Here is a 25,235-nt window from a genome sequence, read left to right on the forward strand (position 1 = left end):
CCTCTTCTGATCCCGACAGGACATCCCCAATGACTTCCCTCCTCATCAAGAACGCCGCCGCCATCATGACCGGCCTCGCTGGCGCCGCCGCGCGCCATGCCGGCCCGGACATCCGCATCAGCGCCGGCCGCATCGCTGCCCTCGGCGCACTCACGCCTCAGGCCAGCGAGCAAATCCTCGACGCCACCGACTGCGTGATCTACCCGGCCTGGGTGAATACCCATCACCACCTGTTCCAGGCGCTCCTGAAAGGCGAGCCGTTGGGCCTCAATGCCACCCTCACGCCCTGGCTGGCAGCCACGCCCTACCGCTTCCGCGCCGGTTTCGATGCTGCGAGTTTCCGCCTCGCGGCGCGCATCGGCCTGATCGAACTGGCCCTCTCCGGCTGCGCCACAGTGGCCGATCACAATTACCTCTACTACCCCGGGCAGGACTACGACAGCTCGGCCATCCTGTTCGAGGAGGCGGAAAAACTGGGCCTGCGCTTCGTGCTGTGCCGGGGCGGCGCCACCCTCACCCGTCAGCTCGAAGCAGAGCTGCCGCAGGCCCTGCGCCCGGAGAGCATGGCGGCCTACATGGCGGACATGGAACGCCTTGCCAGCCAGTTTCACGACCCCGCACCGGATGCCATGCGCCGCGTGGTGATGGCCCCCACCACGCCTCCCTATTCGATGCAGCCGGGCGAGCTGCGCGAAGCCGCCGCCGTGGCACGCAAGCTGGGCCTGCGCCTGCATTCGCACCTGTCGGAAACGGTCGGCTATCAGGACAGCGTCAATGCCATGCGCGGCATCAGTCCGGTGCGCTATTGCGAGAGCATCGACTGGCTCGGCGCAGACGTGTGGTTCGCCCACCTCGTCAAACTGGATCCGGACGAGATCGCCCTGCTCGGCGCCACCCGCACCGGCATCGCCCACTGCCCGCAGAGCAACGGCCGCCTGGGCAGCGGCATCGCGCCGATCCGGGCACTCGAAGCGGCCGGCGTGCCGGTGTCGATCGGCGTCGATGGCGCCGCCTCCAACGAAGCGGCTGACATGATCTCGGAGACCCATGCGGCCTGGCTGATGCAGCGCGCCAAGGCCGGCGAAGCCGCCCAGCCGAAGTTCCGCGGCGGCGCAGGGGAAGCTGGCGCGGACGCCGCCACGGTGGAAGACGTAATCCGCTGGGGGAGCAGCGGTGGTGCCGCCGTCCTGGGCCTGCCCGCCATCGGCAGTCTGGCCGAAGGGCAGGCAGCGGACATCGCGATCTACGATCTCTCGCGCAACCCGCGTTACTTCGGCCTCCATGACCTGGCCATCGCTCCGGTCGCCTGCGGCGGCAGCGCCCATCTGCGCAGCCTGCTGGTGGGCGGGCGTGAAATCGTGCGTGAGGGCGCCATTCCTGATCTGGACATGGCCGAGCTGGCTGCAGAAGCCCGCGCCGCCACCCGGGCGCTGATCCGCCGCGCGGAGGCCGCATGATCGAAGTGATCATCCGCAGCATCCGCATCGAAGCCGAAGGGGTGCGCAGCTTCGAACTGGTGCCAGCCGGCCGGGAAAGCCTGCCGCCCTGGTCGCCCGGCGCACACATCCAGGTCCGCCTCCCCGCTGGCCTGCAGCGCGCCTATTCGCTATGCAACCACCCCGGCGAGGACCAGCTCTATCGCATCGCGGTGAAGCTGGAAGCCAACTCGCGCGGCGGCTCGCAGGCCATGCACCGGCTGCAGGTGGGCGAGCGGCTGCGAATCGGTGCGCCGGCCAATCTGTTTGAAATCGATGCCAGCGCCAGCCACCATGTGCTGCTGGCCGGCGGTATCGGCATCACCCCCTTGTATGCCATGCGCAATGCGCTGGGCACCACCGCCGAACTGCACTACTTCGCGCGCAGTGCGGCCCACGCGGCTTGGGCCGACCGCCTCGGTGAGTCCGACACGCTGCATGCCGGACTCGACGGAACACAGACCACCGCAGCCCTCGCCATGATCGTGCGCGCCCACGCAGGCGACGCGGGCACCCGCTTCTACACCTGTGGTCCGGCGCCCTTCATGGCCGCCGTCGAAACCGCACTGGCCGCCGCAGGCATCCCCGCCCAGCGTCTGCGCAGCGAGCGCTTCAGCGCTGCACCCGGCACCGCGCTCAACGACGATGGCGCGTTCACGATTGTCTTCGCGCGCAGCGGCATCGAAGCCGAAGTGCCGGCGGGCGTCCCCATCATCCAGGTGGCCCGCACCTGCGGCGTGGACATCCCCACCTCCTGCGAGCAAGGCGTCTGCGGTGCCTGCCTCAGCGAGGTGCTGGAAGGCACACCGAAGCATCACGATGCCTATCTGAACGAAGCCGAGCAAGCCGGCAGCAAGCTCATGCTGCCCTGTGTGTCGCGCTGCGCCGGGAAGCGCCTGGTGCTGGACCGCTGAACGCCCGCCCACGCCCTGACAGCCCCTCCGCCTCCCGTAGGTGCGGCTTCAGCCGCAGTCACCCACTTTCCGTACGGGCCCAGCCGGCTGAAGCCAGCCCTACACAACCCTCCACCTGAACTCGCCCATGCCCTGGCGGCCCCACCGCCTCCCGTAGGTGCGGCTTCAGCCGCAGCCCCCCCTCTCCGTACGGGCCCCGCCGGCTGAAGCCGGCCCTACACAAACCTCCACCTGAACTCGTCCATGCCCCTGGCGGTCCCCTCCGCCTCCCGTAGGTGCGGCTTCAGCCGCAGCCCCTCTCTCCTTACGGGCCCCGCCGGCTGAAGCCGGCCCTACACAAACCTCCGCCTGAACTCGTCCATGCCCTGGCGGCCCCCACCGCCTCGCGTAGGTGCGGCTTCAGCTGCAGTCACCCACTCTCCGTACGGGCCCCGCCGGCTGAAGCCGGCCCTACACAACCCTCCACCTGAACTCGCCCATGCCCTGGCGGCCCCACCGCCTCCCGTAGGTGCGGCTTCAGCCGCAGCCCCCCCCTCTCCGTACGGGCCCCGCCGGCTGAAGCCGGCCCTACACAACCCTCCACTTGAACTCGCCCATGCCCTGGCGGCCCCCACCGCCTCGCGCAGGTGCGGCTTCAGCCGCCGCCACCCACTCTCCGTACGGGCTCCGCCGGCTGAAGCCGGCCCTACACAAACCTCCACCTGAACTCGTCCATGCCCTGGCGGCCCCCACCGCCTCGCGTAGGTGCGGCTTCAGCCGCAGCCCCTCTCTCCTTACGGGCCCCGCCGGCTGAAGCCGACCCTACACAAACCTCCACCTGAACTCGCCCATGCCCTGGCGGCACCCACCGCCTCCCGGAGGTGCGGCTTCAGCTGCATCGGCCTCGCTTCGGTGCGCATACAAACGCCTCCTGCGCCGCCAATCAAGCATCAAGACTCTGTTTTAAAAGCAAAAACATCTTGTCCACCATCTTGTATTCAAGTGGTTCAGCTCTTGCTTTAGTCGTAACGAAGAATATTTCACCGCACACCGGGAGCCACCATGAGCACAGCGCTGATCGATGCAGAACCGGGGCCGATCGCCATCGATCCGGCCCACACGGCCCTGATCGTGATCGACATGCAGCGCGACTTTCTGGAACCCGGCGGCTTCGGTGAAACCCTCGGCAATGATGTCTCCCGCCTGCAGAGCGCAGTGGCGCCCATCCAACGCCTGCTGGCCTGCGCGCGCCAGCTCGACATGCTGGTCATCCACACCCGCGAAGGCCACCGACCGGATCTGAGCGATGCGCCGCTCGCCAAGATCGCGCGCGGTGCGCCGAGCCTGCGCATCGGCGACAAGGGGCCAATGGGCAGGATCCTGGTCCGTGGTGAAGCCGGCCACGCAATCATCCCGGCCCTGCAGCCGATCCCTGGCGAGGTCGTAATCGACAAACCGGGCAAGGGCGCGTTCTACGCCACCGATCTGCAGCTCGTGCTGAGCAAGCGCGCCATCGACACCCTGATCGTCTGCGGCGTGACCACCGAGGTCTGCGTGCACACCACGGTGCGCGAGGGCAATGATCGCGGCTACCGCTGCGTGCTGCCCGCCGATGGCTGTGCCTCCTACTTTCCCGAATTTCACGAAATCGCCCTGCGCATGATCAGCGCGCAGGGCGGGATCTTTGGCTGGGTGTCCGATTCGCAGCGCATCCTCGCTGCGTTGATGAGCAGCAGTTGAAGCCCCGGGGCTGCTTCGCGATGCGAAGCGGCAGGCTTGATCGAGAAACGCCCGGCCCCTCAGCGGGCAAGGCGCGCCAACTGGAGAGCAGCAATGATTTCGACCATGAGCAAACCCCGGCTATGGGTGCCGGGCGACTGGAACGCCCTGTTCGGCTTCGGCACGAACATCCTCGTCAACATGCTGGTGCTAACCGGCCTCCTGCGCTTCGTACTCAAGATGCCGGATGCCATTGTCTTCGGCCGCATCCTGCCCGCCGTGGGCCTGATGATGTGCCTGTCCACCTGTTACTACGCCTGGCTGGCCTACCAGCTCGCCAAGAAAACCGGGCGCAGCGATGTCTGTGCCCTGCCTTCCGGCATCAGCGTGCCGCATATGTTCGTGGTGGTCTTCGTGATCATGCTGCCGATCTCGCTCAGCACCGGTGACCCGATCAAGGGCTGGGAGGCCGGGCTCACCTGGGTCTTCATCCAGAGCTTCGTGCTGATGATCGGCGGCTTCATCGCCCCCTTCATCCGCAGGATCACGCCGCGCGCCGCGCTGCTCGGCACCCTGGCCGGTGTGTCAATCGCCTTCATCTCGATGCGCCCAGCGCAGGAGCTTTTCATCACCCCGCTGATCGGCCTGGTGTGCTTTGCCATCATCGTGGTGAGCTGGTTCGGCGGCGTGCGTTTCTTCAAGGGCATCCCGGCAGGCCTCGTAGCCATCGCCGCCGGCAGCCTGATTGCCTGGGGCTCCACCGCAGCCGGCTACAGCTATGGCGGCATGAGCGTGGCCAACGTAACGCAGGCCCTGGCAAGCTTCGGTTTCTCGCTGCCGCTCCCCGCCGTGGGGCATGTATTTTCAGGCTTCGAGTTTCTCGGCGTGATCCTCGTTACCGCCATTCCCTTCGGCATCTACGATCTGGTTGAAGCGATGGACAACGTGGAGAGCGCTGCCGTGGCCGGTGACAGTTTCCCCACCACCCGCGTGCTCACCGCAGATGGTGTGATCAGCCTGGTTGGCTGCCTGATGGGCAACCCCTTCATCAATGCCGTCTACATCGGTCATCCGGGCTGGAAAGCCATGGGCGGACGGATCGGCTACTCCGCCGCGACCGGCCTCGCAGTGATTCTGATGTCATGGTTTGGCATCATCGCCCTGATGATGGCGCTGATCCCGGTGGTGGCGATCTCGCCGATCCTGCTCTACATCGGCATGCTGATCGGCGCCCAGGCCTTTCAGGAAAGCCCGAAGAAGCATGCCCCAGCCATCATCCTGGCCCTCACACCTCACCTTGCCGCCTGGGGCAAGCTGATGATCGACAACGCACTGGCCGCAGCCGGCACCAACGCCGCCACGGTGGGGCTGGACAAGCTGGGCCAGGTCGGCGTGCTTTACCACGGCCTGGAAGTCATGGGCGGTGGCGCCATCCTCGGCGGCCTGATGCTGGGCGCCATCGGCGTCTGCGTGATCGACCGCAACTTCATGAAGGCCGCCGCCTTCGCAGCCTGCGCTGCGGTACTGAGCTTCTTCGGCTTCATGCACGGCGAGGCCATCGGCATCGCCCAAAGCCCGCTGGTGGCCCTGAGTTACCTCGCAGTAGCCGGTGTGCTGGCCGGCTGTGCGAAGTACGCCTGTGCAGAGAACACGACCCGCGCCGACGCGGAGGACGAAGCCCTGCCCCAAGCGCTAGCGAGCTGAGTTCCCCTGCCCCCAAGCAAGCCGGCCCGAGGGCCGGTTTTTTAATTCCAAATGCATCAAATCGTGTTGTGCCGGCGCCACACAGTCTTATCACTTTGGTTATAAGCAATCTACCTCATCCGACATGAGAGCCAGGCCGCATGAACCGTGCCGGTGCATGCACCAGCAAGCTAACCATACGCTCAGGTTTGTTATTTTTTTTCAATTACTTGCAAGACCACCTCAAATCCATCCTGGGGCACAAAAGACACCCGCCCGCACTCTTGCAAGGCATTCAATTTCCCGTATGAAGGCCATGCGGAGCAGCAGCGAACGCTTCTCATAGGATGGCCATCAACAGCCCGCGCTGGACTGTCCCACTTCATGACAAGGAGTTTCGAATGAACACCCGCCTCACCCAGATCAGCAGTGCCCTCATTCTCGCCTTCGGCTGCGTCGCAGCTCAGGCCGCTGACTGGAGCGACAACTCGGTCAGCTATCGCTATGGCACGAGCTTCCATGAGCCCGCCAACGACAAGGACGTCACGAAGAACATCCTGAACTTCACCCATGTCAGCGGCTTCAAGTACGGCAGCAACTTCTTCACGATCGATGCACTCAAGTCGGACCACAACGATCCGGCGAATAACGGCGGCGGCGGCGCCCAGGAACTGTATGCAATCTTTTCCAACCAGCTGCACTACGGCAAGCTCACCGGCAGCAAGATTGCCCTTGGCCCGATCAGCGATTTCGCCTGGACCACCCGTATCGACCTGAACTCCAAGGATGACGCCTTCGCCTCGCGCGTGCAGAAGCTCATCCTCGGCCCGACCATCAAGTTCGGCGGCTCCTGGGGCTGGGCCGACCTGGACTTCCTGAGCTACAAGGAAAAGAACCACAACGGCATCGTCGGCAAGGCGGTTGATTTCGATCTGACCTGGCGCGTGGGCAGCGCATGGGGCGTGGGCTTCGACGCCGGCCCCGTACCGCTCAAGTTCAATGGCTGGGCCACCTACACCGGGGCCAAGGGCAAGGACGGCTTTGGCACCGAAACCAAGGCTGAAACCTGGATCAACGCCTTCCTGATGGTGGATGCCGGCAAGCTCGCCGGTGGCAGCAAGGACACCTTCCTCGCGGGCGTGGGCTACGAATATGTGAAGAACAAGTTCGGCTCCTCCGGAACCGGCTCGAAGACATCCACCCCGATGGTCAAAGTTGAGTGGCACCTGTAAGCAGGTCCGTCCGCACATGAAAAAGGGCCGCGCAGTGCGCGGCCCTTTTTTTGCCCGATCTATTCCGGGCATCACCAGAATATCTCAGTAGCCGCTGATGCTGCCCAGTGCTGCCGGCAGCAGACCACTCACTTGCGCAGGGGTATAGGCCGCCTCATTGGTCCAGATCACCCAATCGATGTCACCCTTGGCGTGCTCCGAGGTGGTTTCCTCACCGATCCGCAGATAGTTCTGCCCCACAGCAGTCGCCTGCTTCAGATTGCTCAGCGTCTTCTCCAGTATCGGCGTGGCGGCACCATCCAGATACACGCGCACCGTACCTGCCGTGGCGCTGGTGAACGTCACCGAGAGCTGATAGGTGTGATAGACCGTGGTGTCGAAATCCGAGGAATACACGTTCTGGTCGCCCGTGAGGGACTGATCGAGCGCCCCGGCATACATCCCGGTACTGTGATTGTCCGGCAAGAGCTGGAGCTGCACGCGCGGGCCAGACAAGCCGGTCTGCGAGAAGGCCGTATCAATCGTCAGCCCCTTCAGGTTGGTCACACTATTGCCGCGCATGCGTGCGATGAGCGTGGCGGACTTCGGATAACCGCCCGTCTTGAAGGCGTTGTCGAGCTGGAAGTAGCTTTGCTCGGTAACAGCCGTTTCTGCCGTGGTATCAACCGTCAGGATGCCGCCAGCAACCGATGCGTAGCTCGCGTTGCAGCCTGCTGAGGCACACAGATTGAACTGACTCGCGCTGCCACCGGCCAGCGTGATCGAGTCCGTAGCAGTCGGAAACAGATCGGCCGTATAGGTATTCCAGCCCATGTAACCGCTCACCGGGCCCAGTGTGGCAGGCAGCGCACCGGCGAGTTGCGCCGGGGTGTAAGCCGCATCCGAACTCCAGATCACCCAGTCGAAATCACCCTTGGCGTGCTCCGAAGTGTTTTCCTCACCGATCCGCAGATAGTTCTGCCCCACGGCAGTCGCCTGCTTCAGATTGCTCAGCGTCTTCTCCAGAATCGGCGTGGCGGCACCATCCAGATACACGCGCACCGTACCTGCCGTGGCGCTCGTGAACGTCACCGAGAGCTGATAGGTGTGATAGACCGTGGTGTCGAAATCCGACGAGTACACGTTCTGGTCGCCCGTGAGGGACTGATCGAGCGCCCCGGCATACATCCCGGTACTGTGATTATTCGGCAAGAGCACCAGTTGCACGCGCGGCCCGGACTCACCCGGCTCGGAGAAAGCCGTGTCGATCGTCAGTCCTTTCAGGTTTGTCACGCTGTTGCCACGCATGCGGGCAATGACTGTTGCCGACTTCGGATAACCACCCGTCTTGAAGGCATTGTCGAGCTGAAAGTAGCTTTGCTCGGTAATGGCAGATTCTGTGGTGGTATCAACCGTCAGAATGCCGCTGCTGACCGAGGCATAACTCGCGTTACAGCCAGCCGAGGCACACAGATTGAACTGCCCCGCCGTGCCGCCTGCCAGCGTAATCGAGCCTGCAGCAGTCGGCAGTTTGTCGGCCGAATACACGGCCCAGCCAGACGGGAAGGAACTGCTGGATGACGAGCTGGAGGATGAGCTACTGAGCGCCGACGAAGCGGCCGAACTGGCACTGACGGAGCTCGTCACAGAACTGCTGGCAGAACTGGCAGACGACACCGCAGCGGCCGTACCGCCCCCACCACCACCACCGCCGCCTCCACCGCATGCAGCAAGAACCAGCGCCAAGGCTGACACCGAAAGCAACTTTAAACAGGCCCGCATAGACTCCCCTTGTCTTTTATTTTGTAAAAACCCATCAAAAAACATCTGCTTTTCTCAAGCAGGCCGGATTCTATGCTGAAAGTGATAGCCAGTGCTTGATCGGGAAATACCTCCAACGCGAGCCCGCCCGCGCTGAATTTCAAGGGTTTTTGAGTTCCCGTGACCACGTCACGCTTGGCCAGAAAGCCGCACGATCCGGAGTTTTGATGGCGCTCAGAACATCTGCCCTAGCCGCGCTGTTTGCAGAACGAGGCAGGTGCTGAAGCGTGGCTTCAAGCGCGTGAAGAAGCCGACCGCTACGGCGCTTAAAACACCTGCAGGGATAAAGTTTCGCCTCATCAGCGAGGGGGAAAATCCGTCGGAAAGAAGGCTCAACGCGCGGCGTTTGCGAGCCCCCGCGCCAGCACATCGTGGCGGCGCTGAACCTCAGGAAGGTCGATGCTCGTCAGCTGGCCATCGCGCACGATCACCCGCCCGTTGATGACGGACCAGGCCACGCGTGGCGGGGTGCAGAAAACCAGCGCGGCGACCGGATCATGCACCGCACCGCCAGCGAGGCCGACGTCACCCAACGGGAAAGCCACGCAGTCTGCGCTCATCCCGGGCGCAAGGGCCCCGATGTCTTCACGCCCGAGCACCCTGGCGCCACCGAGGGTCGCCATCTCCAGCGCCTGCCGAGCCGACAGCGCGGCCGGGCCACGCCCCACGCGTGCCAGCAACAGGGCCTGGCGAGCCTCGCCCAACATGTGCGCGCCATCATTGGAAGCCGAGCCATCCACGCCCAGCCCCACCGGCACGCCGGCCGCAAGCATCTGCGGAACGGGCGCGATCCCAGAGGCCAGGCGCATGTTGGAGCACGGGCAATGCGCCACTCCGGTGTGGCTGCGTGCGAAGAGTGCAATCCCGGCCGCGTCGAGCTGCACGCAGTGGGCGTGCCAGACGTCGTGCCCGGTCCAGCCGAGCGACTCCGCATATTCGGCCGGCGTCATGCCGAACTTTTCGCGGCTGTAATCCACATCCTTGAAGTTCTCGGCCAGATGGGTGTGCAGCCTCACCCCATAGCTGCGCGCCAGTGCGGCCGATTCACGCATCAGATCCCGGCTTACCGAAAACGGGGAACAGGGCGCCACCGCGATCTGCAGCATGCTGTGGGAAGAGGCATCGTGCCAGGTTTCAATCAGGCGTCGGGTATCCCGCAGGATGGCGTCTTCCTGCTCGACCACGGCATCCGGCGGCAGCCCGCCCTGTGAGCGCCCCACGCTCATGCTGCCGCGGCAGGCCGTGAAGCGCATGCCGATACCGGCAGCGGCCTCGATCGAATCATCCAAGCGGCAGCCGTTCGGATAAATGTAGAGGTGATCGCTCGAAGTCGTGCAGCCGGAGAGGATCAGCTCGGCCATGGCGACCTGCGTCGAGACGTGGATCATCTCGGGCGTGAGGCCGGCCCAGACGGGATAGAGCGCGGAAAGCCAGTCAAACAGTTCGGCGTCCTGCGCTGCCGGGATGACCCGCGTCAGGCTCTGGTACATGTGGTGATGGGTGTTGATCAGGCCCGGCATGAGTACATGGCCTGCCAGGTCGATGACCTCCCCGGCCGACTGCGGCAAATCAGCGGCCAGGCCGACGGCCTCGATGACATGGTCGCGAATGAATACGCTGCCACCGCGAATTTCGCGGCGGCCGGCATCCATGGTCACGACCACATCCGCGTTCTTCAGCAACAGGGTGCTCATGGCGCTTTCCTTGAGAGAGGTTGATGCGCGCATTGTCCCGATCCGGCCCGGGCTGTCGACTCAGCGGCGCCAATAAGGATTATGGGCGCTCGCCCTCTCACCCAAGCGCTACGACGACCCGGGCGGCAAGCGCAGATCCTCCGCCACCCGGTTACGCCCCTCGGTCTTGGCCCGGTAGAGGTTTTCATCGGCCTGGCGCACGGCAGCATTTTCATCCTCATCCGAGGGCCAGGCGGCGGCCACGCCGATGCTCACGGTGATCTGGCCAACCGGCTCAATGCGGGCCTCAGCCAGGGTCTGGCGCATTTTCTCGGCGACCAGCGCGGCCTGGAGCGGTGCCGTCGCCGGCAGGATGACAAGAAACTCCTCACCGCCAAAGCGGGCCAGGAAGTCCGTGACACGGCAGGAGTGGTTGAGGGTGTGAGCCACATGGCGCAGCACCTTATCCCCCTGCTCGTGGCCGAACTGATCGTTCACCCGCTTGAAGTGATCGATATCGATCAGCAACACGGAATAAGCCAGGCCGCTGCGCTTCATGCGCAGGAACTCCTCGTGCAGATGCTCATCCGCCGCCAGCCGGTTGCCAAGTCGGGTGAGCGTATCGCGGCGCGCGAAGCGCTCCAGCGCCTGATTGGCCTTGCTGAGCTCAAGCGTGCGCTCCTCCACCTTCTGCTCCAGCGTGGCATTGGCCTCTTCGAGCGCATCCTTGCGCCGCTCCAGCTCGGCATAGAGCTGGGCGCGCTCGGCAATGATGCGCTCAAGCGCCTCCCCGATCCGGGTACGCTGGGCGATGTCTTCATTGAGGCGGATCTGGCTGCGATAGACGCGGAAGGTGGCGAACCAGGCCACCAGCAACGTGAGACTGGCGAGGCTACTGATCACCAGCACGCTCAAGCGCCAGGCGCGCAGATAGTCGTCGGTGGCCTGACCGACGATCACGTAGAAGGGATAGCGCTCAACGCGCCGGTAGGCGTTGCTGCGCTCCACGCCATCGAGCTTGGTCGTCGCCAGATACTCGCCGCCCTGCGGCCGTGCGGCAATCACCTCGCGCAACTGGGCTGACACATCCTTGCTGCCCACCGCGTTGCGGGTATCGGGAAAGCGATGGACCAGCGCCAGGTCAGTGGTGCGGATGGTGGCCGCTCCATTCGGCCCGAGGGAGGCCAGCGACAGGATGCTCTCGAAGTAGCTACAACCGAGGTTGGCGTACAGCACACCGGCGAAGGAGCCGTCCGGCTTGCTGAGGCGGCGTGCCAGAACGATTACCCAGGCCTTGCTGATGCGCGCCAGAAAGGGCCCGTGCACGATCAGGCGATCCGCCGGATCATTACGCGCTTCGGCAAAATACGAGCGATCACTGACGTCTACCGAGCCTTCCGCCGGTACTCCCCGGCCATAACGCACGACGCCCTGCGCATCGACAATGCGCAGGCTCACGATTTCCGGCAGCAAAGCCTCCTGCGCGGCGAGATGCTGGTTGAGATGGGCTGCATCGAGCGAGCCTTCGGCCAGCATCGAGGTGTAGATCTTGCTGCTGGTCTGCAAGGAAAGATCAATCTTGTCGATCACGCCGGAAATCTGCTGATCCAGCAGGCGAGCGATATTGCCGGTAGCCACCGAGGCGCGCTCGCGGTAGCGCTGCTTCTCCTGCCACAGCGCAACGCCCGCCAGGTTGATGACCAGCACGGACACCAGGGCCGCCAGCAGCGCAAGGCGCAAGCGCAGACGGCAACGGCTGTGCCGCTGGCTCTGTTGATCATGAAGAATCGTCGGCTTCGCGTCCTTCACGCGCGCCCGCCTCGCCAGTCAGATGCATCCATGCTGCGCCCCGTGCGGTTGAGGAAGCGGCCCCGCCTGGCCGGCCCGCCAAGCAGGGGGCGTCCTCAATCAATCTATGCAAGATGGCGGCGGAATACATTGCCCATTCGGGGCCGTGTGGCATGAATGGGCCGTGTGGCACCCATAGAAGGGGCATGCGACGGACTTCACAGCACGATTCCACTCCGGATTCCGATGCGGAAGCCGATAGTTAACGCATGCCGCATTTGAAGAATGGAATCCATGATGAGTGAATCAATCACAGTCAACCTGAGTTCAGTCGCCAGCTCCGGGTCGAGCTCCAGCGCACAAGGCGCGAGTGGCGGGGGTGGCATTGCCGGCCAGATCGAAGCGCTGAAAAACAAACTCAAGCAGCTCACCAAGGAGATGGCCGACACGGCCAAGAATCCGGACGAGGGCTCGCAAAAGAAAGTCGAACTGCTGCAGGCCCAGATCCAGCTCGTGCAGGCCCAGATTGCCGAGCTGGAGAAACGCCAGGCGCAACTGGAAGAGCGGAAGGGCAACTCACAGCCGGCCCAGGCCGAGTCCTCGCGCCGCGCAGATTCGAGCGCCCCGAAAGACTCGTCCCTCGGGAGGCTTGTGGACGAGTATCTCTAGCCCGGAGACTTGGTCAGCCCTGGCCGCGCCCTGCAGCCAGGACAATCAACCCGCTCACGCTCTGGCAGCCTGCACTCAGCCAGCGAAGTGAGCCTCCACCTGCGCCAGCCAGACGGCCCGTTCCGCTTCGCTGACGAAACTGGCGCGAAAGCTGTTGGCCATCAGGGTGCGCCAGGTGGCGGCGTCGAAATCGAAGGCGTCCTGCACGGCGCGGATGTTGTTGCCGAGGTAGCCGCCGAAGTAGGCCGGGTCGTCGCTGTTGAGCGTCACGCACAGGCCCTGGGCGAGCAGTGCCGGCAGGCTGTGCTGGCGCATGTCGTCGAACACGCACAGGCGCACATTGGAGAGCGGGCACACGGTGAGCGGGATCTCTTCGCGGGCAAGCCGCTCCAGCAAGGCAGGATCTTCACTGGCGCGTACCCCGTGGTCGATGCGCGCCACCTTGAGGATATCCAGCGCCTCGAAGATATAGGCGGGCGGGCCTTCTTCGCCGGCATGGGCCACCAGCGGCTTGCCCAGTGCAGCGCAACGCGCAAAGAGGCGGGCGAACTTGGCCGGCGGATGGCCCAGCTCGGAGGAGTCCAGCCCGAAGGCGTGGATGCGCTCAATGAAGGGCAAGGCTTCATCCAGCGTGCGCATGCACTCTTCTTCGGAGAGATGGCGCAGGAAGCTCATGATCAGGCGGGTGCTCATGCCCCACTCGCGGCGCGCAATCTCAGCGCCCTGCTCCAGCCCGGCCAACACGGTGGCAAACGGGATGCCACGCGCAGTGTGGGTCTGCGGATCGAACATGATTTCGGCATGCACGATGTTGTCGGCCCGCGCCCGGCGCAGGTAGGCCAGCATCAGGTCGCGGAAATCCTCTTCGGTGCGCAGCACATCAGCGCAGGCGTAGTAGAGATCGAGGAAGCTCTGCAGATCTTCAAAATCGTACGCAGCGCGCAGGGCGGCGATGTCGGCGTAGGGCAGGCGGATGCCGTTGCGCGCGGCCAGCTCGAAAGCCAGCTCGGGCTCCAGGCTACCTTCGATGTGCAAGTGCAGCTCGGCTTTGGGACAGCTCAGGGCCAGTTCGAGAGGGTTCATTGTTTGCTTCCAGCGAGAAAGAATTGTTGTGGTGCCAGCATAGCCGAGCTGCACACACCAAGACACGGCCTGTCCAGCCGGATCTCGCAATGAGTGTCATGTGGGCATGCGGATAAGGATGGGCATGTCACGTGCTAGGTATGCACACCCCAAGGAGAAATACCCATGACAAGAACCGATATCCGCTTCTGGTACCAGGGCAAGACCCTGAGCCTGAGCGACCAACCCGCTCAGCGCACCGTGCTGCAATGGCTGCGCGAAGAGCGTGGCGCCTGCGGCAGCAAGGAAGGCTGCGGCGAAGGCGATTGCGGAGCCTGCACCGTGGTGGTGGCCACGCTGGACGCGCAAGGCGCGGGCGGCCTGCGCCTGCAAGCCATCAACAGCTGCATTGCGCTGCTGCCCACCCTGGATGGCAAGGCGCTTTTCACGGTGGAAGACCTCGCCGGCGCCGATGGCCTGCACCCGGTGCAACAGGCACTGGTGGACCTGCACGGCTCGCAGTGCGGCTTCTGCACGCCAGGCTTTGCGATGAGCCTGTGGGCCGATTACGAGGAGCAGCCGCGCGTGCCGACGCTGGAAGAGGCGCAACAGGTGCTCTCCGGCAACCTGTGCCGCTGCACCGGCTACCGGCCCATCCTGGAGGCCGCCCAACGCTGCCGCGAGTACCCGCTGCAACGCCTGGAGCGCGCACCGATCCGCAGTGCGCTGGAAAAGATCGCCAGCGAGCCGGCTCTGGATTTCGATCACGGCGGTCAGCGCTTCTTCGCCCCGCGCTCGCTCACCGAACTCGCCACCCTGCGCCAGGCGCTGCCCGAAGCTCGCCTGCTGGCGGGCGGCACCGACATCGGTCTGTGGGTCACCAAGCAGCTGCGCGAACTCGGCGACATCATCTATCTTGGTGCAGTGGAAGAGCTGTGCCGCACCGAAACGGACGATACCTGGCTCACACTTGGTGCAGGCCTCACACTGACCGAAGCCTTCACCCTGCTGTGCCGCGATGAGCCGCAATGGCAGGAGCTCGCCGCGCGCTTTGCCTCCCTGCCGGTGCGCAATGCCGGCACCCTCGGCGGCAACGTGGCCAATGGCTCACCGATTGGCGACTCGATGCCGGCCCTGATCGCCCTGGGCACTCACGTCGTACTGCAGAAAGGCGAAACCCAGCGCGAGCTGGCCCTTGAAGATTTCTATCTCGGCTACCAGCAGACGGCCCTGCAGCCGGGTGAATTCGTGCGTGCCCTGAGAGTGCCGCGCGCCGTGCCGGGCCGCCTGTTCCGCACCTGGAAAGTCAGCAAGCGCCAGGATCAGGACATCTCGGCGGTCTGCGCCGGTTTCGCCCTCACCCTGGGTGACGCCGGCCTGATCAGCGACGCACGCCTCGCCTTCGGTGGCATGGCCGCCACACCGCGCCGGGCACTGGCAGCCGAAGCGGCCCTGCGCGGTCAGCCGCTCGAACTGCGCAGCATCGAAGCGGCAATGGACGCGCTGGAGCAGGATTTCCAGCCGATTGCCGACATGCGCGCCTCCGCCGCCTACCGCCAGCAGGTAGCCCGTAACCTTTTGCGCCGCCTGTGGCTTGAGCACAGCACCCAGGCCCAGCTGCGCGTTGATCGCATCACCGAGGTTTTCGCATGACCCATCCTGTTGGCGCGCCGCTGCGCCATGAAAGTGCCACCCTGCATGTGCAGGGCGCTGCCCGCTATATCGACGATCTGCCTGCTCCGGCGGGCTGCCTGCACGCCGCCTTCGGCCTTGCCAGCATCGCGCATGGCCGCATCCTCGCCATGGATCTTGCTGCCGTACTCGCCGCCCCCGGCGTGGTGGCGGTGCTCACCGCGCAGGACATCCCCGCCAGCAACGATTGCGGCCCGATCGTGCATGACGACCCGATCCTCGCCGATGGCCTGGTCCACTTCATGGGTCAGCCGCTGTTCCTGGTGCTCGCCGAAAGCCACGAACAGGCCCGCCGCGCCGCACGCCTGGCAAAGCTTGAATACGACACCCTGCCCGCCATCCTCGACATCCCCAACGCGATTGCCGCCGAATCCTGGCTGATGCCGCCGGTGCATGTGCAGCGTGGTGACGCCGACAAGGCGCTGGCCAGCGCCCCGCATCGCCTGCAAGGCCGCGCCACACTGGGCGGGCAGGAACACTTCTACCTCGAAAGCCAGATCGCACTGGCGATCCCGCGCGAAGAAGGCAGCCTGCATGTGCAGAGCTCCACCCAGCATCCCACCGAAATGCAGCAAACGATTGCCCACATGCTCGGCTGGGCCGCGCATCAGGTGAGCGTGGAGTGCCGCCGCATGGGCGGCGCCTTCGGCGGCAAGGAATCGCAGTCAGCCCAGGTCGCCAGTGCCGCCGCGCTGGGCGCCTGGAAAACCGGCCGCGCGGTGAAGCTGCGCCTGGACCGCGATGACGACATGCTCATCACCGGCAAGCGTCACGACTTCGCCTACGAATGGGAAGCCGGCTTCGATGACCATGGCCAGCTGCAGGGGCTGGCGATCACGCTCGCCTCGCGCTGCGGCTTTTCCACCGACCTCTCCGGCCCGGTCAATGACCGCGCCATCTTCCATCTGGATAACTGCTACTACCTCGATGCTGTTGCGATCCGCAGCCTGCGCTGCCGCACGAATACCGTGTCGAACACCGCCTTCCGCGGCTTCGGCGGCCCGCAGGGCATCTTCGCCATCGAGTACATCCTCGACGACATCGCCCATCATCTGGGCCTCGACCCGCTCGAAGTGCGCCGGCGCAATTTCTACGGCTTGCCCGGCAACGACGCCTGCACCACCACCCACTACGGCATGCCGGTGCAGGACAACGTCGCCCCGCAGCTCGTCGACCAGCTCGCGCAGGACTGCGATTACAGCGCCCGCCGCGCCGCGATTGCCGCCTTCAATGCCACAAGCCCGGTGCTCAAGCGCGGCATCGCGCTCACCCCGGTGAAGTTCGGCATCTCCTTCACCGCCACGCACTACAACCAGGCCGGCGCCCAGGTCTGTGTGTATGCCGATGGCTCGGTGCTGGTCACCCACGGCGGCACCGAAATGGGCCAGGGCCTGTACACCAAGATCGCCCAGATCGTCGCCCAGGCGCTGGGCCTCTCCATTGACCGGGTGCGCCTCTCCTCCACCGACACCAGCCGGGTGCCCAACACCTCGGCCACCGCCGCCTCCAGCGGCACCGACCTGAACGGGCAGGCCGCACTCGCCGCCGCGCGCAAGATCAGGAAGCGCCTCACCGACTTCTTCTCGACCCGCCACGGCCTGCGCGGCGCCAAGATCGAGTTTGCCGATGGCAAGGTCAGCGCCGGCGAGATCAGCGAGGATTTCACCACCCTCACCGCCGCGGCCTACCGCGCCCGCGTCCAGCTGTGGGATTCCGGCTTCTACGCCACGCCGAAGATCCACTACGACCCGGCCAGTCTACAAGGCCGCCCCTTCTTCTACTTCGCCTACGGTGCCTGCTGCGCCGAAGTGGTGATCGACACCCTCACCGGCGAGTCGCGCATCCTGCGCGCCGACATCCTTCACGACGCCGGCCGCTCGATCAATCCGGCGCTGGATATCGGCCAGGTCGAGGGCGCCTTCATTCAGGGTGCTGGCTGGATCACCAGCGAGGAGCTGGTCTTCGACGGCGTGGGCCGCCTGCGTACCCATGCGCCCTCCACCTACAAGATCCCGGCCGCCTCGGATTGCCCCCCGGTGCTGAACGTGAAGCTCTTCGACAACATCAATGCCGAAAACAGCATCCACCGCAGCAAGGCCGTTGGCGAGCCGCCGCTGGTTCACGGCTTTGCGGCCTTCTTCGCACTGCGTGATGCCTGCTCGGCCGCCCTCGGCGCCCCCGCGCCGCTGCAGGCACCGGCCACCCCGGAGGCCATCCTGCGCGCTATCGGAGGTCTGAATGTCTAGCCTGGATACAGCGCAGCGGAATCCGGGAGTCCTCGCCCAGAGAGACCCGGATTCCGGCCTTCGGCCTGCATCCAGGCTACGGCCCTCACTGATGCCGGAGGCATGACATGAGCTGGCTCACCCAGATTCCCACCGCCCTCGCCCACGGCCCACTGGTGCTGGTCTCGGTGGCGGGGATACGTGGCTCGGCGCCGCGCGAGGCGGGTGCTTCAATGCTGGTCGGCGCCGATTTCGTGGTCGACACCATCGGCGGCGGCCATCTCGAATGGGAGGCCATGGCCGAAGCCCGTGCCATGCTGCTCACCGGCCATCGTCGCCCCGAGCTGCGCCGCTATGCGCTGGCCGCCAGCCTCGGCCAGTGTTGCGGCGGCATCGTCTGGCTGAGCTACGAAACCCTGCACCCAGAAGATGCGGCCGCCTGGCAGGCACGTGCCACCCAACATGCCTCAGGCATTGCCCTGCTGCGCCAGCTCGAGGGTGACGCAGCGGCCTCATGCTGGTCCGCCGGAACGGCCAGCGGTGCGCTGAAACTCCCCACCACCGAAAGCGCGCGCGACTGGTCGCTGACCCAACCGCTCACCCCGTCGGCCTTCTGCCTCAATGTGTATGGCGCCGGCCATGTCGGTACGGCACTGGTCACACTGCTGGCCCCGCTGAACCTGCGCCTGCGCTGGATCGACCCGCGCACCGACCTGCTGGCGGCCGCGCCGGCCGGTGTCGAATGCCAGCCTTGCGACGCTGCCGACGAAGCCGTCACCAGCGCCCCCACCGGCAGCAGCCATCTGGTGCTGACCCACGACCATGCGCTGGATCTCGCGCTCACTGAAGCCATCCTGCGCCGGGGCGACTTCGCCCACTTCGGCCTGATCGGCTCTCAGAGCAAACGTACCCGCTTCCGTCAGCAACTCGCAGCACGCGGCTTCACGCCCGCGCAGATCGAACGCATGCAATGCCCGATCGGCGTGCCCGGGATTCGCGACAAAACCCCGCAGGCGATTGCCATCGGCGTCGCCGCCCAGGTCCTGCAATGGCGCGAAGCGCTCATCACTCCGACACGCACAGGGCCAGATGCGCGGATGCGCAGCAACTGACGCCGCCTCATGTTCGCGGATCTCCACCAGCTCTCCCATCACCACGCCTGGCGACGCCAGCTGGAGATGCTTCTGGAATCGACGGGCGAAGGCATCTACGGCATCGACCTGCGCGGGCGCTGCATCTTCATCAACGGCGCCGGCGCCGAAATGCTCGGCTACACGCCGGATGAAGTGCTCGGCCGCAACATGCACTACCTGATCCACCACTCTCACGCCGATTCAGCGCTGATGCCGGTGCACGATTGCCGCATCTTCCGCGCCTTTCAGGAAGGGCAAGGCGTGCGCGTGGATAACGAAGTACTGTGGCGGCGCGATGGCAGCGCCTTCCCGGCCGAATACGCGTCCTACCCGATCCGCGATGGCGAGCATGGCGGTGACGTGGTCGGCGCGGTCGTCACCTTCAGCGACATCTCCGAGCGCAAGCGCACCGAAGCCGCCCTGCAGGCCGCGCACGACGAACTGGAGCGGCGCGTGGCCGCCCGCACCGCCGAGCTGCAAGCCGCCAGCGAAGAACTGCGTGCCTCGCACGCCGCGCTGCAACGCCTCTCGGCGCACTCGAATGCGGTGCGCGAAGAAGAGCGCCGCCATATCGCCCGCGATATCCACGACGAACTCGGCGCCTCGCTCACCGCGCTGCAACTCGAAATGAACTGGCTGCGCCGCCAGCTCCCCGCGCCGGCCCTGCAGACCAAACTGGACGACATGCTGGAGATCGCCGGCAACGCCATGGGCGCGGTGCGCCGCATCCTCACCGACCTGCGCCCCGGCGTGCTCGATCACCTCGGCCTGTGGGCCGCGCTCGAAGCCCTGCTCACCGAATTCCAGCAGCGCACGGGCCTCGTCTGCCACTACGACTGCGCGCCGCATATCGAGCAATGCCGCCTCGGCCGCGAAGCCGAAATCGCGCTCTATCGCATCGCGCAGGAAGTGCTCACCAATGTCAGCCGCCACGCCCAGGCCAACGCCGTCCGCCTGCATGCCAGCGCCATCGGGCGCGACTTGCTGCTTGAAATCAGCGACGACGGGCGCGGCATGATCGCGCCTGCCCAGCCCACCAGCTTCGGCCTGCTCGGCATGCAGGAGCGCGCCCGCGCGCTCGGCGGCGAACTCGAAATCGACAGCACGCAAGGCGCCGGCACCACGGTGCGCGTCACGCTCAAGGGAGTCTTCGCATGATTCGCGTGTTGATTGTGGACGACCACATGATCATCCGCCGTGGCCTGCGCCAGATCCTCGCCGAGGACGCGCGCATCGGCGACATCCACGAAGCCGCCGACGGCCCCGCCGCCCTGAGCCTTTTGCGCAAACACGCCATCGATGCGGTGCTGCTCGATATCGCGTTAGGTGAGCGCGACGGGCTGGACGTGCTCGGCAGCCTCCGCAACGAGTTCCCCAAATGCGGCGTGGTCATGCTCTCGGTCTACCCCGAAAGCCAGTTCGCCCTGCGCGCGATCCGCAGCGGCGCAGCCGCCTATCTCAACAAGGGCTGCGCACCGGAAACCCTGCTCGCCGCGCTGATCCGCGCAGCCGAGGGCGGCAGCTACATCACGCCCGAAATCGCCGAGCTGATGACGCAAGACATCCGCCGCGACCACGCCCGCGCCCCACACGAGACCCTGTCGAACCGTGAGTTCCAGGTACTGCAGTTGCTCGCCCAGGGCCGCACCGTGGGCGACATCGCCCAGCAGCTCTCGCTTTCCGCCAACACCATCAGCACCTACCGCGCCCGCATCTGCGAAAAGCTCGGCCTGCGCAACGCCCTCGAAATCGCGCATTACGCCGCGCGGCATCAGTTGCTGGGGGCGTGAGACAGGCTCGGCATGCGTAGGGTGCACACTGCGCACCATTCCGGTGGTTCATCCATCGCACGGGCCGGTTAAGGGGGGGCCGTGCGAATGCGAGCGTGGGGTTCAGCGTGCGCGGTGCGCACCCTACCCGGCTATTCATCGAGCCCATAATCCGGCAACAGCGTTTCACCACCCGCCCAATTCGCCGGATACACCCCGGCGCGAACGAATCGGTGAAAAGTCGAATGCGGCCAATCCGCCACGGTGGGCACCAAGCCGTGTTTCACAGGATTGATGTGCACGTAATCCATATGCGCGGCGTAATCAGCATCGTCGCGGATTTGATGTTCCCAAAAACGGCGTTGCCAGATCGTCGATTCGCGCCGGGTGATGCGCGAAGGATTTCGCCAGTCGGCCCGTGCGTATTCCGCCGCAACAGCACGCGTCACGAAAAGTTTGATACGCCCCCAGCGCCGCCCGAAGTCCGCGTCGCCCGGCGGCAGCGTCCAGATGCAATGCAGGTGATCCGGCAACAACACCCAGGCATCGATGGAGAAAGGCATTTCCGCCCGCACCCGCCGCACCGCATCACGCAAGGCCACACGCAAAGATTCATCCGTCAGGATGCGTTGGCGGCGGTGCGTCACCACCGTAAAAAAGAAGGTGGCGCCAGTTGCATTCGAGCGTCGGTAGAGCGACATGAATCAGCACGGCACGGAAAGCGCCGATCATCGCCACCCACCCGCCCTCCCACAAGCCGGACGAAAGGCCGCCATGCACAAACCGTAGGGTGCGCATTGCGCACCATTCAAAATAATCACGAACCGCACGGCCCGATTAAAAAGCAGCGTGCGGGTACGAACGTTGAATCCGCGTGCGCGATGCGCGCCCTACTCGGTTAATGGCACAATTTGTTCGCAAAAACTCATGCCCTTCCAGTCTCGGCGAATCAACTCCTGAATCGCCGCTATGAGGACAGCTGAAGCAAAACCTGTTACCTCTAAAAGCCTCCCGATGTCCCCCTCTACAGCCTTATCGCGGTCATCAGCGAGAATATGATGAATTCGAGCACCACCATGGGCAAACGCATTGCGTAAATCAAAGAAGGCGCGCAAACGACGTTTCATGTCAATCGCTTCCGGATCCTTCAGCGAAAACAATGCCGAAATGCGTGCGCACAGAAATGAGAACGAGCTACCACTTGGAGTATCAAACAAGGCCTCTAAGGCGGCAGCGATCCACATCGCGGCAGTGGGATCCATAAACGAAGCACGCCCTAAATACAGCAAGCTGAACAAGGCTCGATCCAAATCAGTAGTAGCGACGTTCTTGTTTTTAATGTTTAGAGATTCGAGCCACGCAGCGACTTGATCAAAAGGCAAAAAACCCACTTTCAACCAAGGATACGTTTGGGCTTCATGCCATGCATTTTCAAAAACGTACTCACTAAGCTCTAAATCTGTTTGCGCCAATGAGTCTTTTGTGGGATCGCGTTCAGTGTCACGAATAAAGGAACGATAGAGATTAAATGAGCCAGGAGTCGCGAGATTTGCGACCAAAAAGAGATAGATGAGAACCGAATGTAATTCATGCATTCCGCCTTGATAAGCACAAGTGGATGCAGCATCAAAATGCACTTTGACAGGGCAGACGTGAACGCGCTCGAATTCGAATTTATCAAAACGATCAAAATCGTTATCGACACCCTTAATCCACAGATCGCAGTAATTGCGTTCGTATCTCACTCGCGACTGCCAATCGATTTGAATCTGATACGCACCCAAGTCTGCAGTATATCCATCCACAATGGAGTATCTTTCGGCTATTCGTTCCCAAACAGCTAAATCAGCTTGGCTCGTTTTGTTTTCATATCCACCAAACGACCGGGAGTTATTAAGTAAAATTTCAAGCATGAATTCAATAAAAAAATGTGGTATCAGACACAGCTTTTGGCTTAATTGGCAGAAAAATCAAGCCATTGAGATTTAATGCATACGCCCCAGGCAAGACTGCTCGTGTCTCTTAGGCGCCCCTTAATGAGCCAACACCTGCAAGGGTCTGTAAAAATAAAAGCGCCGCACGCAACGCCAACATCATAACAACCACCACGCCCTCCGGTAACCACATCCGGCGCAATTCCGCTTCGCTCCATTGTTCCCTGCGGCGCCCTACGCCTGCCACTTCCGGCAAGCCCCCATCTGTAGTGCAATCACTACACCCCAATCACGAATCCGGTGATACCGCCCTCGCCCCGCCCTCCCTAATCTGGAGCCATCAGACAGGGAGCGCCCCATGGCACGCACAGCAGGATTCCGGCTCGGCATTTATGTGTTCAAGGACGCGGAGATCATCGACTACGCAGCGCCCGCTGGCGTGCTGTCGGTGGCGCGGCGGCTGGACCCGGAGATCGATGTTTTCCTGATCGCCGACGCGCTGCGCCCGGTGCAGACCCAGGCGGGCTTCACCGTGATGCCGAACTACAGCTTTGCCGAGGCGCCGGCGCTGGATGCCTTCCTGATTCCCGGCGGATTCGGCACGCGGCAGGAGATGCATAACCGCCGCCTGCACGATTACATCCGCGCCCTCCCGGAATCCTGCCTGCTGACCAGCGTGTGCACCGGCTCGTGGATTTACGCCCGCATGGGGCTGCTCGATGGCTTGCCCGCCACCAACCGCAAGGAGCCGGACCGGCTCGAAGCCTCACACATGGGCAAGACGCCGATTGACCGCCTCGCCGAGATTGCGCCGGCCTGCCGGATCAGCCGCGCCCGCGTGGTGGATGCCGGCCGCATCGTGACCGCCGGCGGCATTGCCTCGGGCATGGAACTGGGCCTGCACCTGCTGGCCCGTGCTGGCTACGACAAGGCTTTCGTCGCCGACGTGGCCCGGATCATGGAATACCACCGAGCCTGGAATCTGTATCAGGACGACATCGAATTCGCCACCGCCCCCTGCCAAGCAGCCGCCTGAACCTGAAAGGAGAAGTCCCCATGTCGATTTTCCGTAACCCCTTTGATCCTGAAACCCGATTGCACAAGGGTTGCAGCTGCGGCCAGCACAGCAGCCAGGCCGCGCATGACATGGAACTGCAGGCCGCGCAGGACCGTGCGGTGGAAGGCGCGGTGATGCGCGCCCTCTTCCCCGACGACAACATGCGCCGCAACTTCCTGCGCTCGGTGGGCGCGGGCACTGCATTGGCCGCGATCTCGACGATCTTCCCGCTGGGCGCGGCCAAGGAGGCTTTCGCGCAAACCGGCGGCAAGCTGGAAAAGCAGAAGCTGAAGGTGGGTTTCATTCCGATCACCTGCGCCACGCCGATCATCATGGCCGCGCCGATGGGCTTCTATGCGAAGTACGGCCTGGATGTAGAAGTGGTGAAAACCGCCGGCTGGGCCGTGATTCGCGACAAGGCGATGAACAAGGAATACGACGCCGCGCACATGCTCTCACCGATGCCGATTGCCATGTCCATGGGCATCGGATCAAACCCGATGCCCTGGACGGTGCCGGCCATCGAGAACATCAACGGCCAGGCGATCACGCTGGCCATGAAGCACAAGGACAAGCGCGATCCGAAGCAGTGGAAGGGCTTCAAATTCGCCGTGCCATTCGACTTCTCGATGCACAACTATCTCTTGCGCTACTACCTCGCGGAAGCGGGTCTCGACCCCGACACCGATGTGCAGATCCGCGCGGTGCCGCCGCCCGAGATGGTAGCCAACCTGCGCGCGGAGAACATCGACGGCTTCCTCGGCCCGGACCCGATGAACCAGCGCGCAGTGTACGACGGCGTGGGCTTCATCCACATCCTCTCGCGCGACATCTGGGACGGCCACCCCTGCTGTGCCTTCGGCGCCAGCAAGGAATTTGTGACCAGCATGCCGAATACGTATCAGGCCTTGCTGAAATCCATCATCGATGCGACCAAATTCGCCAGCAATCCGGCCAACCGCAAGGACATCGCCACCGCCATCGCGCCAGCGAACTACCTCAACCAGCCCGAGACGGTGATCGAGCAGATCCTCACCGGCACCTTTGCCGATGGCCTAGGTGGCGTGAAAAAAGTGCCGGATCGTTTGGAGTTCGACCCCTTCCCGTATGAAAGCTTCGCGGTGTGGATTCTCACCCAGATGAAGCGCTGGGGGCAGATCAAGGGCGATGTGGATTACCGCAAGGTGGCACGCGACGTGTTCCTCGCCACCGATGCCGCACGCCTGATGAAGGAGAACGGCTTCCCTGCGCCCGAGGTGTCGATGAAGAAGCTGACGATCATGAACAAGGTATTCGACCCCGCCAAACCCGAGGATTACCTGAAGGGCTTTGCGATCAAGCGGAGTTGATACAACCCACCCGTAGCCCGGATGAAGGCCTGCGGCCGGAATCCGGGGCCTCTGCCACGCACCGCCCCCTGATTTCGCTGCG

At 64.1% G+C, this 25,235-nt stretch carries 19 protein-coding genes; 13 read left to right on the top strand and 6 right to left on the bottom strand.

Annotation, left to right across the window (positions count from 1 at the left end; translation table 11 throughout):
* Window positions 1-29: 29 nt before the first annotated feature.
* The 5 genes from C0V76_RS07710 to C0V76_RS07730 all read left to right on the top strand — a co-directional run bounded on the left by C0V76_RS07710 (window position 30) and on the right by C0V76_RS07730 (window position 7,002).
* Window positions 30-1,457: an amidohydrolase family protein gene (locus C0V76_RS07710; RefSeq protein WP_101941813.1), complete on the top strand. Its 1,428-nt coding sequence runs from the start codon at window positions 30-32 to the stop codon at window positions 1,455-1,457.
* The gene (locus C0V76_RS07715) at window positions 1,454-2,389 is read left to right on the top strand and encodes a PDR/VanB family oxidoreductase (protein ID WP_101941814.1); all 936 of its coding nucleotides are present in this window, start codon (window positions 1,454-1,456) and stop codon (window positions 2,387-2,389) included. The genes C0V76_RS07710 and C0V76_RS07715 overlap by 4 nt, the downstream gene beginning before the upstream one ends.
* Window positions 2,390-3,430: 1,041 nt before the next feature.
* Window positions 3,431-4,108, top strand: a complete 678-nt coding sequence (locus C0V76_RS07720; RefSeq protein ID WP_101941815.1) for a cysteine hydrolase family protein — start codon at window positions 3,431-3,433, stop codon at window positions 4,106-4,108.
* Window positions 4,109-4,201: 93 nt separating this feature from the next.
* A complete protein-coding gene (locus C0V76_RS07725) occupies window positions 4,202-5,791 on the top strand; it encodes a regulator (protein WP_101941816.1) in 1,590 nt (529 codons plus the stop codon).
* A 380-nt stretch (window positions 5,792-6,171) separates the two neighbouring features.
* Entirely contained in the window at window positions 6,172-7,002 is an 831-nt protein-coding gene (locus C0V76_RS07730; RefSeq protein WP_101941817.1) for a hypothetical protein, read from the top strand.
* An 84-nt stretch (window positions 7,003-7,086) separates the two neighbouring features.
* Here the strand turns inward: C0V76_RS07730 and C0V76_RS07735 are convergent, their stop codons facing one another.
* From C0V76_RS07735 to C0V76_RS07745, 3 genes are all read right to left on the bottom strand, one after another.
* The gene (locus tag C0V76_RS07735) at window positions 7,087-8,727 is read right to left on the bottom strand and encodes a hypothetical protein (RefSeq protein WP_143707373.1); all 1,641 of its coding nucleotides are present in this window, start codon (window positions 8,725-8,727) and stop codon (window positions 7,087-7,089) included.
* A 407-nt stretch (window positions 8,728-9,134) separates the two neighbouring features.
* A complete protein-coding gene (locus C0V76_RS07740; protein WP_101941819.1) occupies window positions 9,135-10,496 on the bottom strand; it encodes an 8-oxoguanine deaminase in 1,362 nt (453 codons plus the stop codon).
* Window positions 10,497-10,604: 108 nt separating this feature from the next.
* A complete protein-coding gene (locus C0V76_RS07745; RefSeq protein WP_101941820.1) occupies window positions 10,605-12,284 on the bottom strand; it encodes a sensor domain-containing diguanylate cyclase in 1,680 nt (559 codons plus the stop codon).
* Window positions 12,285-12,557: 273 nt separating this feature from the next.
* Between C0V76_RS07745 and C0V76_RS07750 the strand changes: the two genes are divergently transcribed.
* Window positions 12,558-12,932 (top strand): FlxA-like family protein, encoded by a 375-nt coding sequence (locus C0V76_RS07750; protein ID WP_158239173.1) that lies wholly within the window; start codon window positions 12,558-12,560, stop codon window positions 12,930-12,932.
* Window positions 12,933-13,007: 75 nt separating this feature from the next.
* Here C0V76_RS07750 and C0V76_RS07755 read toward each other — a convergent pair whose 3' ends face one another.
* On the bottom strand, window positions 13,008-14,015 hold the full coding sequence (locus C0V76_RS07755) for an adenosine deaminase (RefSeq protein ID WP_101941822.1): 1,008 nt from the start codon (window positions 14,013-14,015) through the stop codon (window positions 13,008-13,010).
* 165 nt (window positions 14,016-14,180) lie between these two features.
* On the opposite strand from C0V76_RS07755, the gene xdhA reads away from it, so the two are divergent.
* The 5 genes from xdhA (at window position 14,181) to C0V76_RS07780 (ending at window position 20,834) form a co-directional block, all read left to right on the top strand.
* A complete protein-coding gene (gene xdhA / locus C0V76_RS07760) occupies window positions 14,181-15,647 on the top strand; it encodes a xanthine dehydrogenase small subunit (RefSeq protein WP_101941823.1) in 1,467 nt (488 codons plus the stop codon).
* Window positions 15,644-17,932: a xanthine dehydrogenase molybdopterin binding subunit gene (xdhB, locus tag C0V76_RS07765; protein WP_101941824.1), complete on the top strand. Its 2,289-nt coding sequence runs from the start codon at window positions 15,644-15,646 to the stop codon at window positions 17,930-17,932. Before xdhA ends, xdhB begins: the two co-directional genes overlap by 4 nt.
* A gap of 107 nt (window positions 17,933-18,039) precedes the next feature.
* The gene (gene xdhC / locus C0V76_RS07770) at window positions 18,040-19,023 is read left to right on the top strand and encodes a xanthine dehydrogenase accessory protein XdhC (protein WP_101941825.1); all 984 of its coding nucleotides are present in this window, start codon (window positions 18,040-18,042) and stop codon (window positions 19,021-19,023) included.
* Between the two features lie 9 nt (window positions 19,024-19,032).
* Window positions 19,033-20,202, top strand: a complete 1,170-nt coding sequence (locus C0V76_RS07775) for a PAS domain-containing sensor histidine kinase (protein WP_101941826.1) — start codon at window positions 19,033-19,035, stop codon at window positions 20,200-20,202.
* Entirely contained in the window at window positions 20,199-20,834 is a 636-nt protein-coding gene (locus tag C0V76_RS07780; protein WP_101941827.1) for a response regulator transcription factor, read from the top strand. Before C0V76_RS07775 ends, C0V76_RS07780 begins: the two co-directional genes overlap by 4 nt.
* Before the next feature lie 131 nt (window positions 20,835-20,965).
* Here the strand turns inward: C0V76_RS07780 and C0V76_RS07785 are convergent, their stop codons facing one another.
* Both C0V76_RS07785 and C0V76_RS07790 read right to left on the bottom strand, forming a co-directional pair.
* A complete protein-coding gene (locus C0V76_RS07785; RefSeq protein WP_101941828.1) occupies window positions 20,966-21,514 on the bottom strand; it encodes a transposase in 549 nt (182 codons plus the stop codon).
* A gap of 189 nt (window positions 21,515-21,703) precedes the next feature.
* Window positions 21,704-22,726 carry a hypothetical protein gene (locus C0V76_RS07790; protein WP_143707374.1) on the bottom strand — a complete coding sequence of 341 codons (1,023 nt, stop codon included), beginning with the start codon at window positions 22,724-22,726 and terminating at the stop codon, window positions 21,704-21,706.
* Between the two features lie 379 nt (window positions 22,727-23,105).
* Here C0V76_RS07790 and C0V76_RS07800 point away from each other — a divergent pair, with 379 nt between their 5' ends.
* Together C0V76_RS07800 and C0V76_RS07805 are read left to right on the top strand one after the other, a co-directional pair.
* Window positions 23,106-23,783, top strand: a complete 678-nt coding sequence (locus tag C0V76_RS07800) for a DJ-1/PfpI family protein (RefSeq protein WP_101941831.1) — start codon at window positions 23,106-23,108, stop codon at window positions 23,781-23,783.
* Window positions 23,784-23,803: 20 nt separating this feature from the next.
* Window positions 23,804-25,153 carry a CmpA/NrtA family ABC transporter substrate-binding protein gene (locus C0V76_RS07805; protein ID WP_101941832.1) on the top strand — a complete coding sequence of 450 codons (1,350 nt, stop codon included), beginning with the start codon at window positions 23,804-23,806 and terminating at the stop codon, window positions 25,151-25,153.
* The last annotated feature ends 82 nt before the right edge of the window (window positions 25,154-25,235 follow it).

Origin of the sequence: Uliginosibacterium sp. TH139, assembly GCF_002855595.1 — a bacterium.
In the GTDB taxonomy this organism is placed as follows: domain Bacteria; phylum Pseudomonadota; class Gammaproteobacteria; order Burkholderiales; family Rhodocyclaceae; genus Uliginosibacterium; species Uliginosibacterium aquaticum.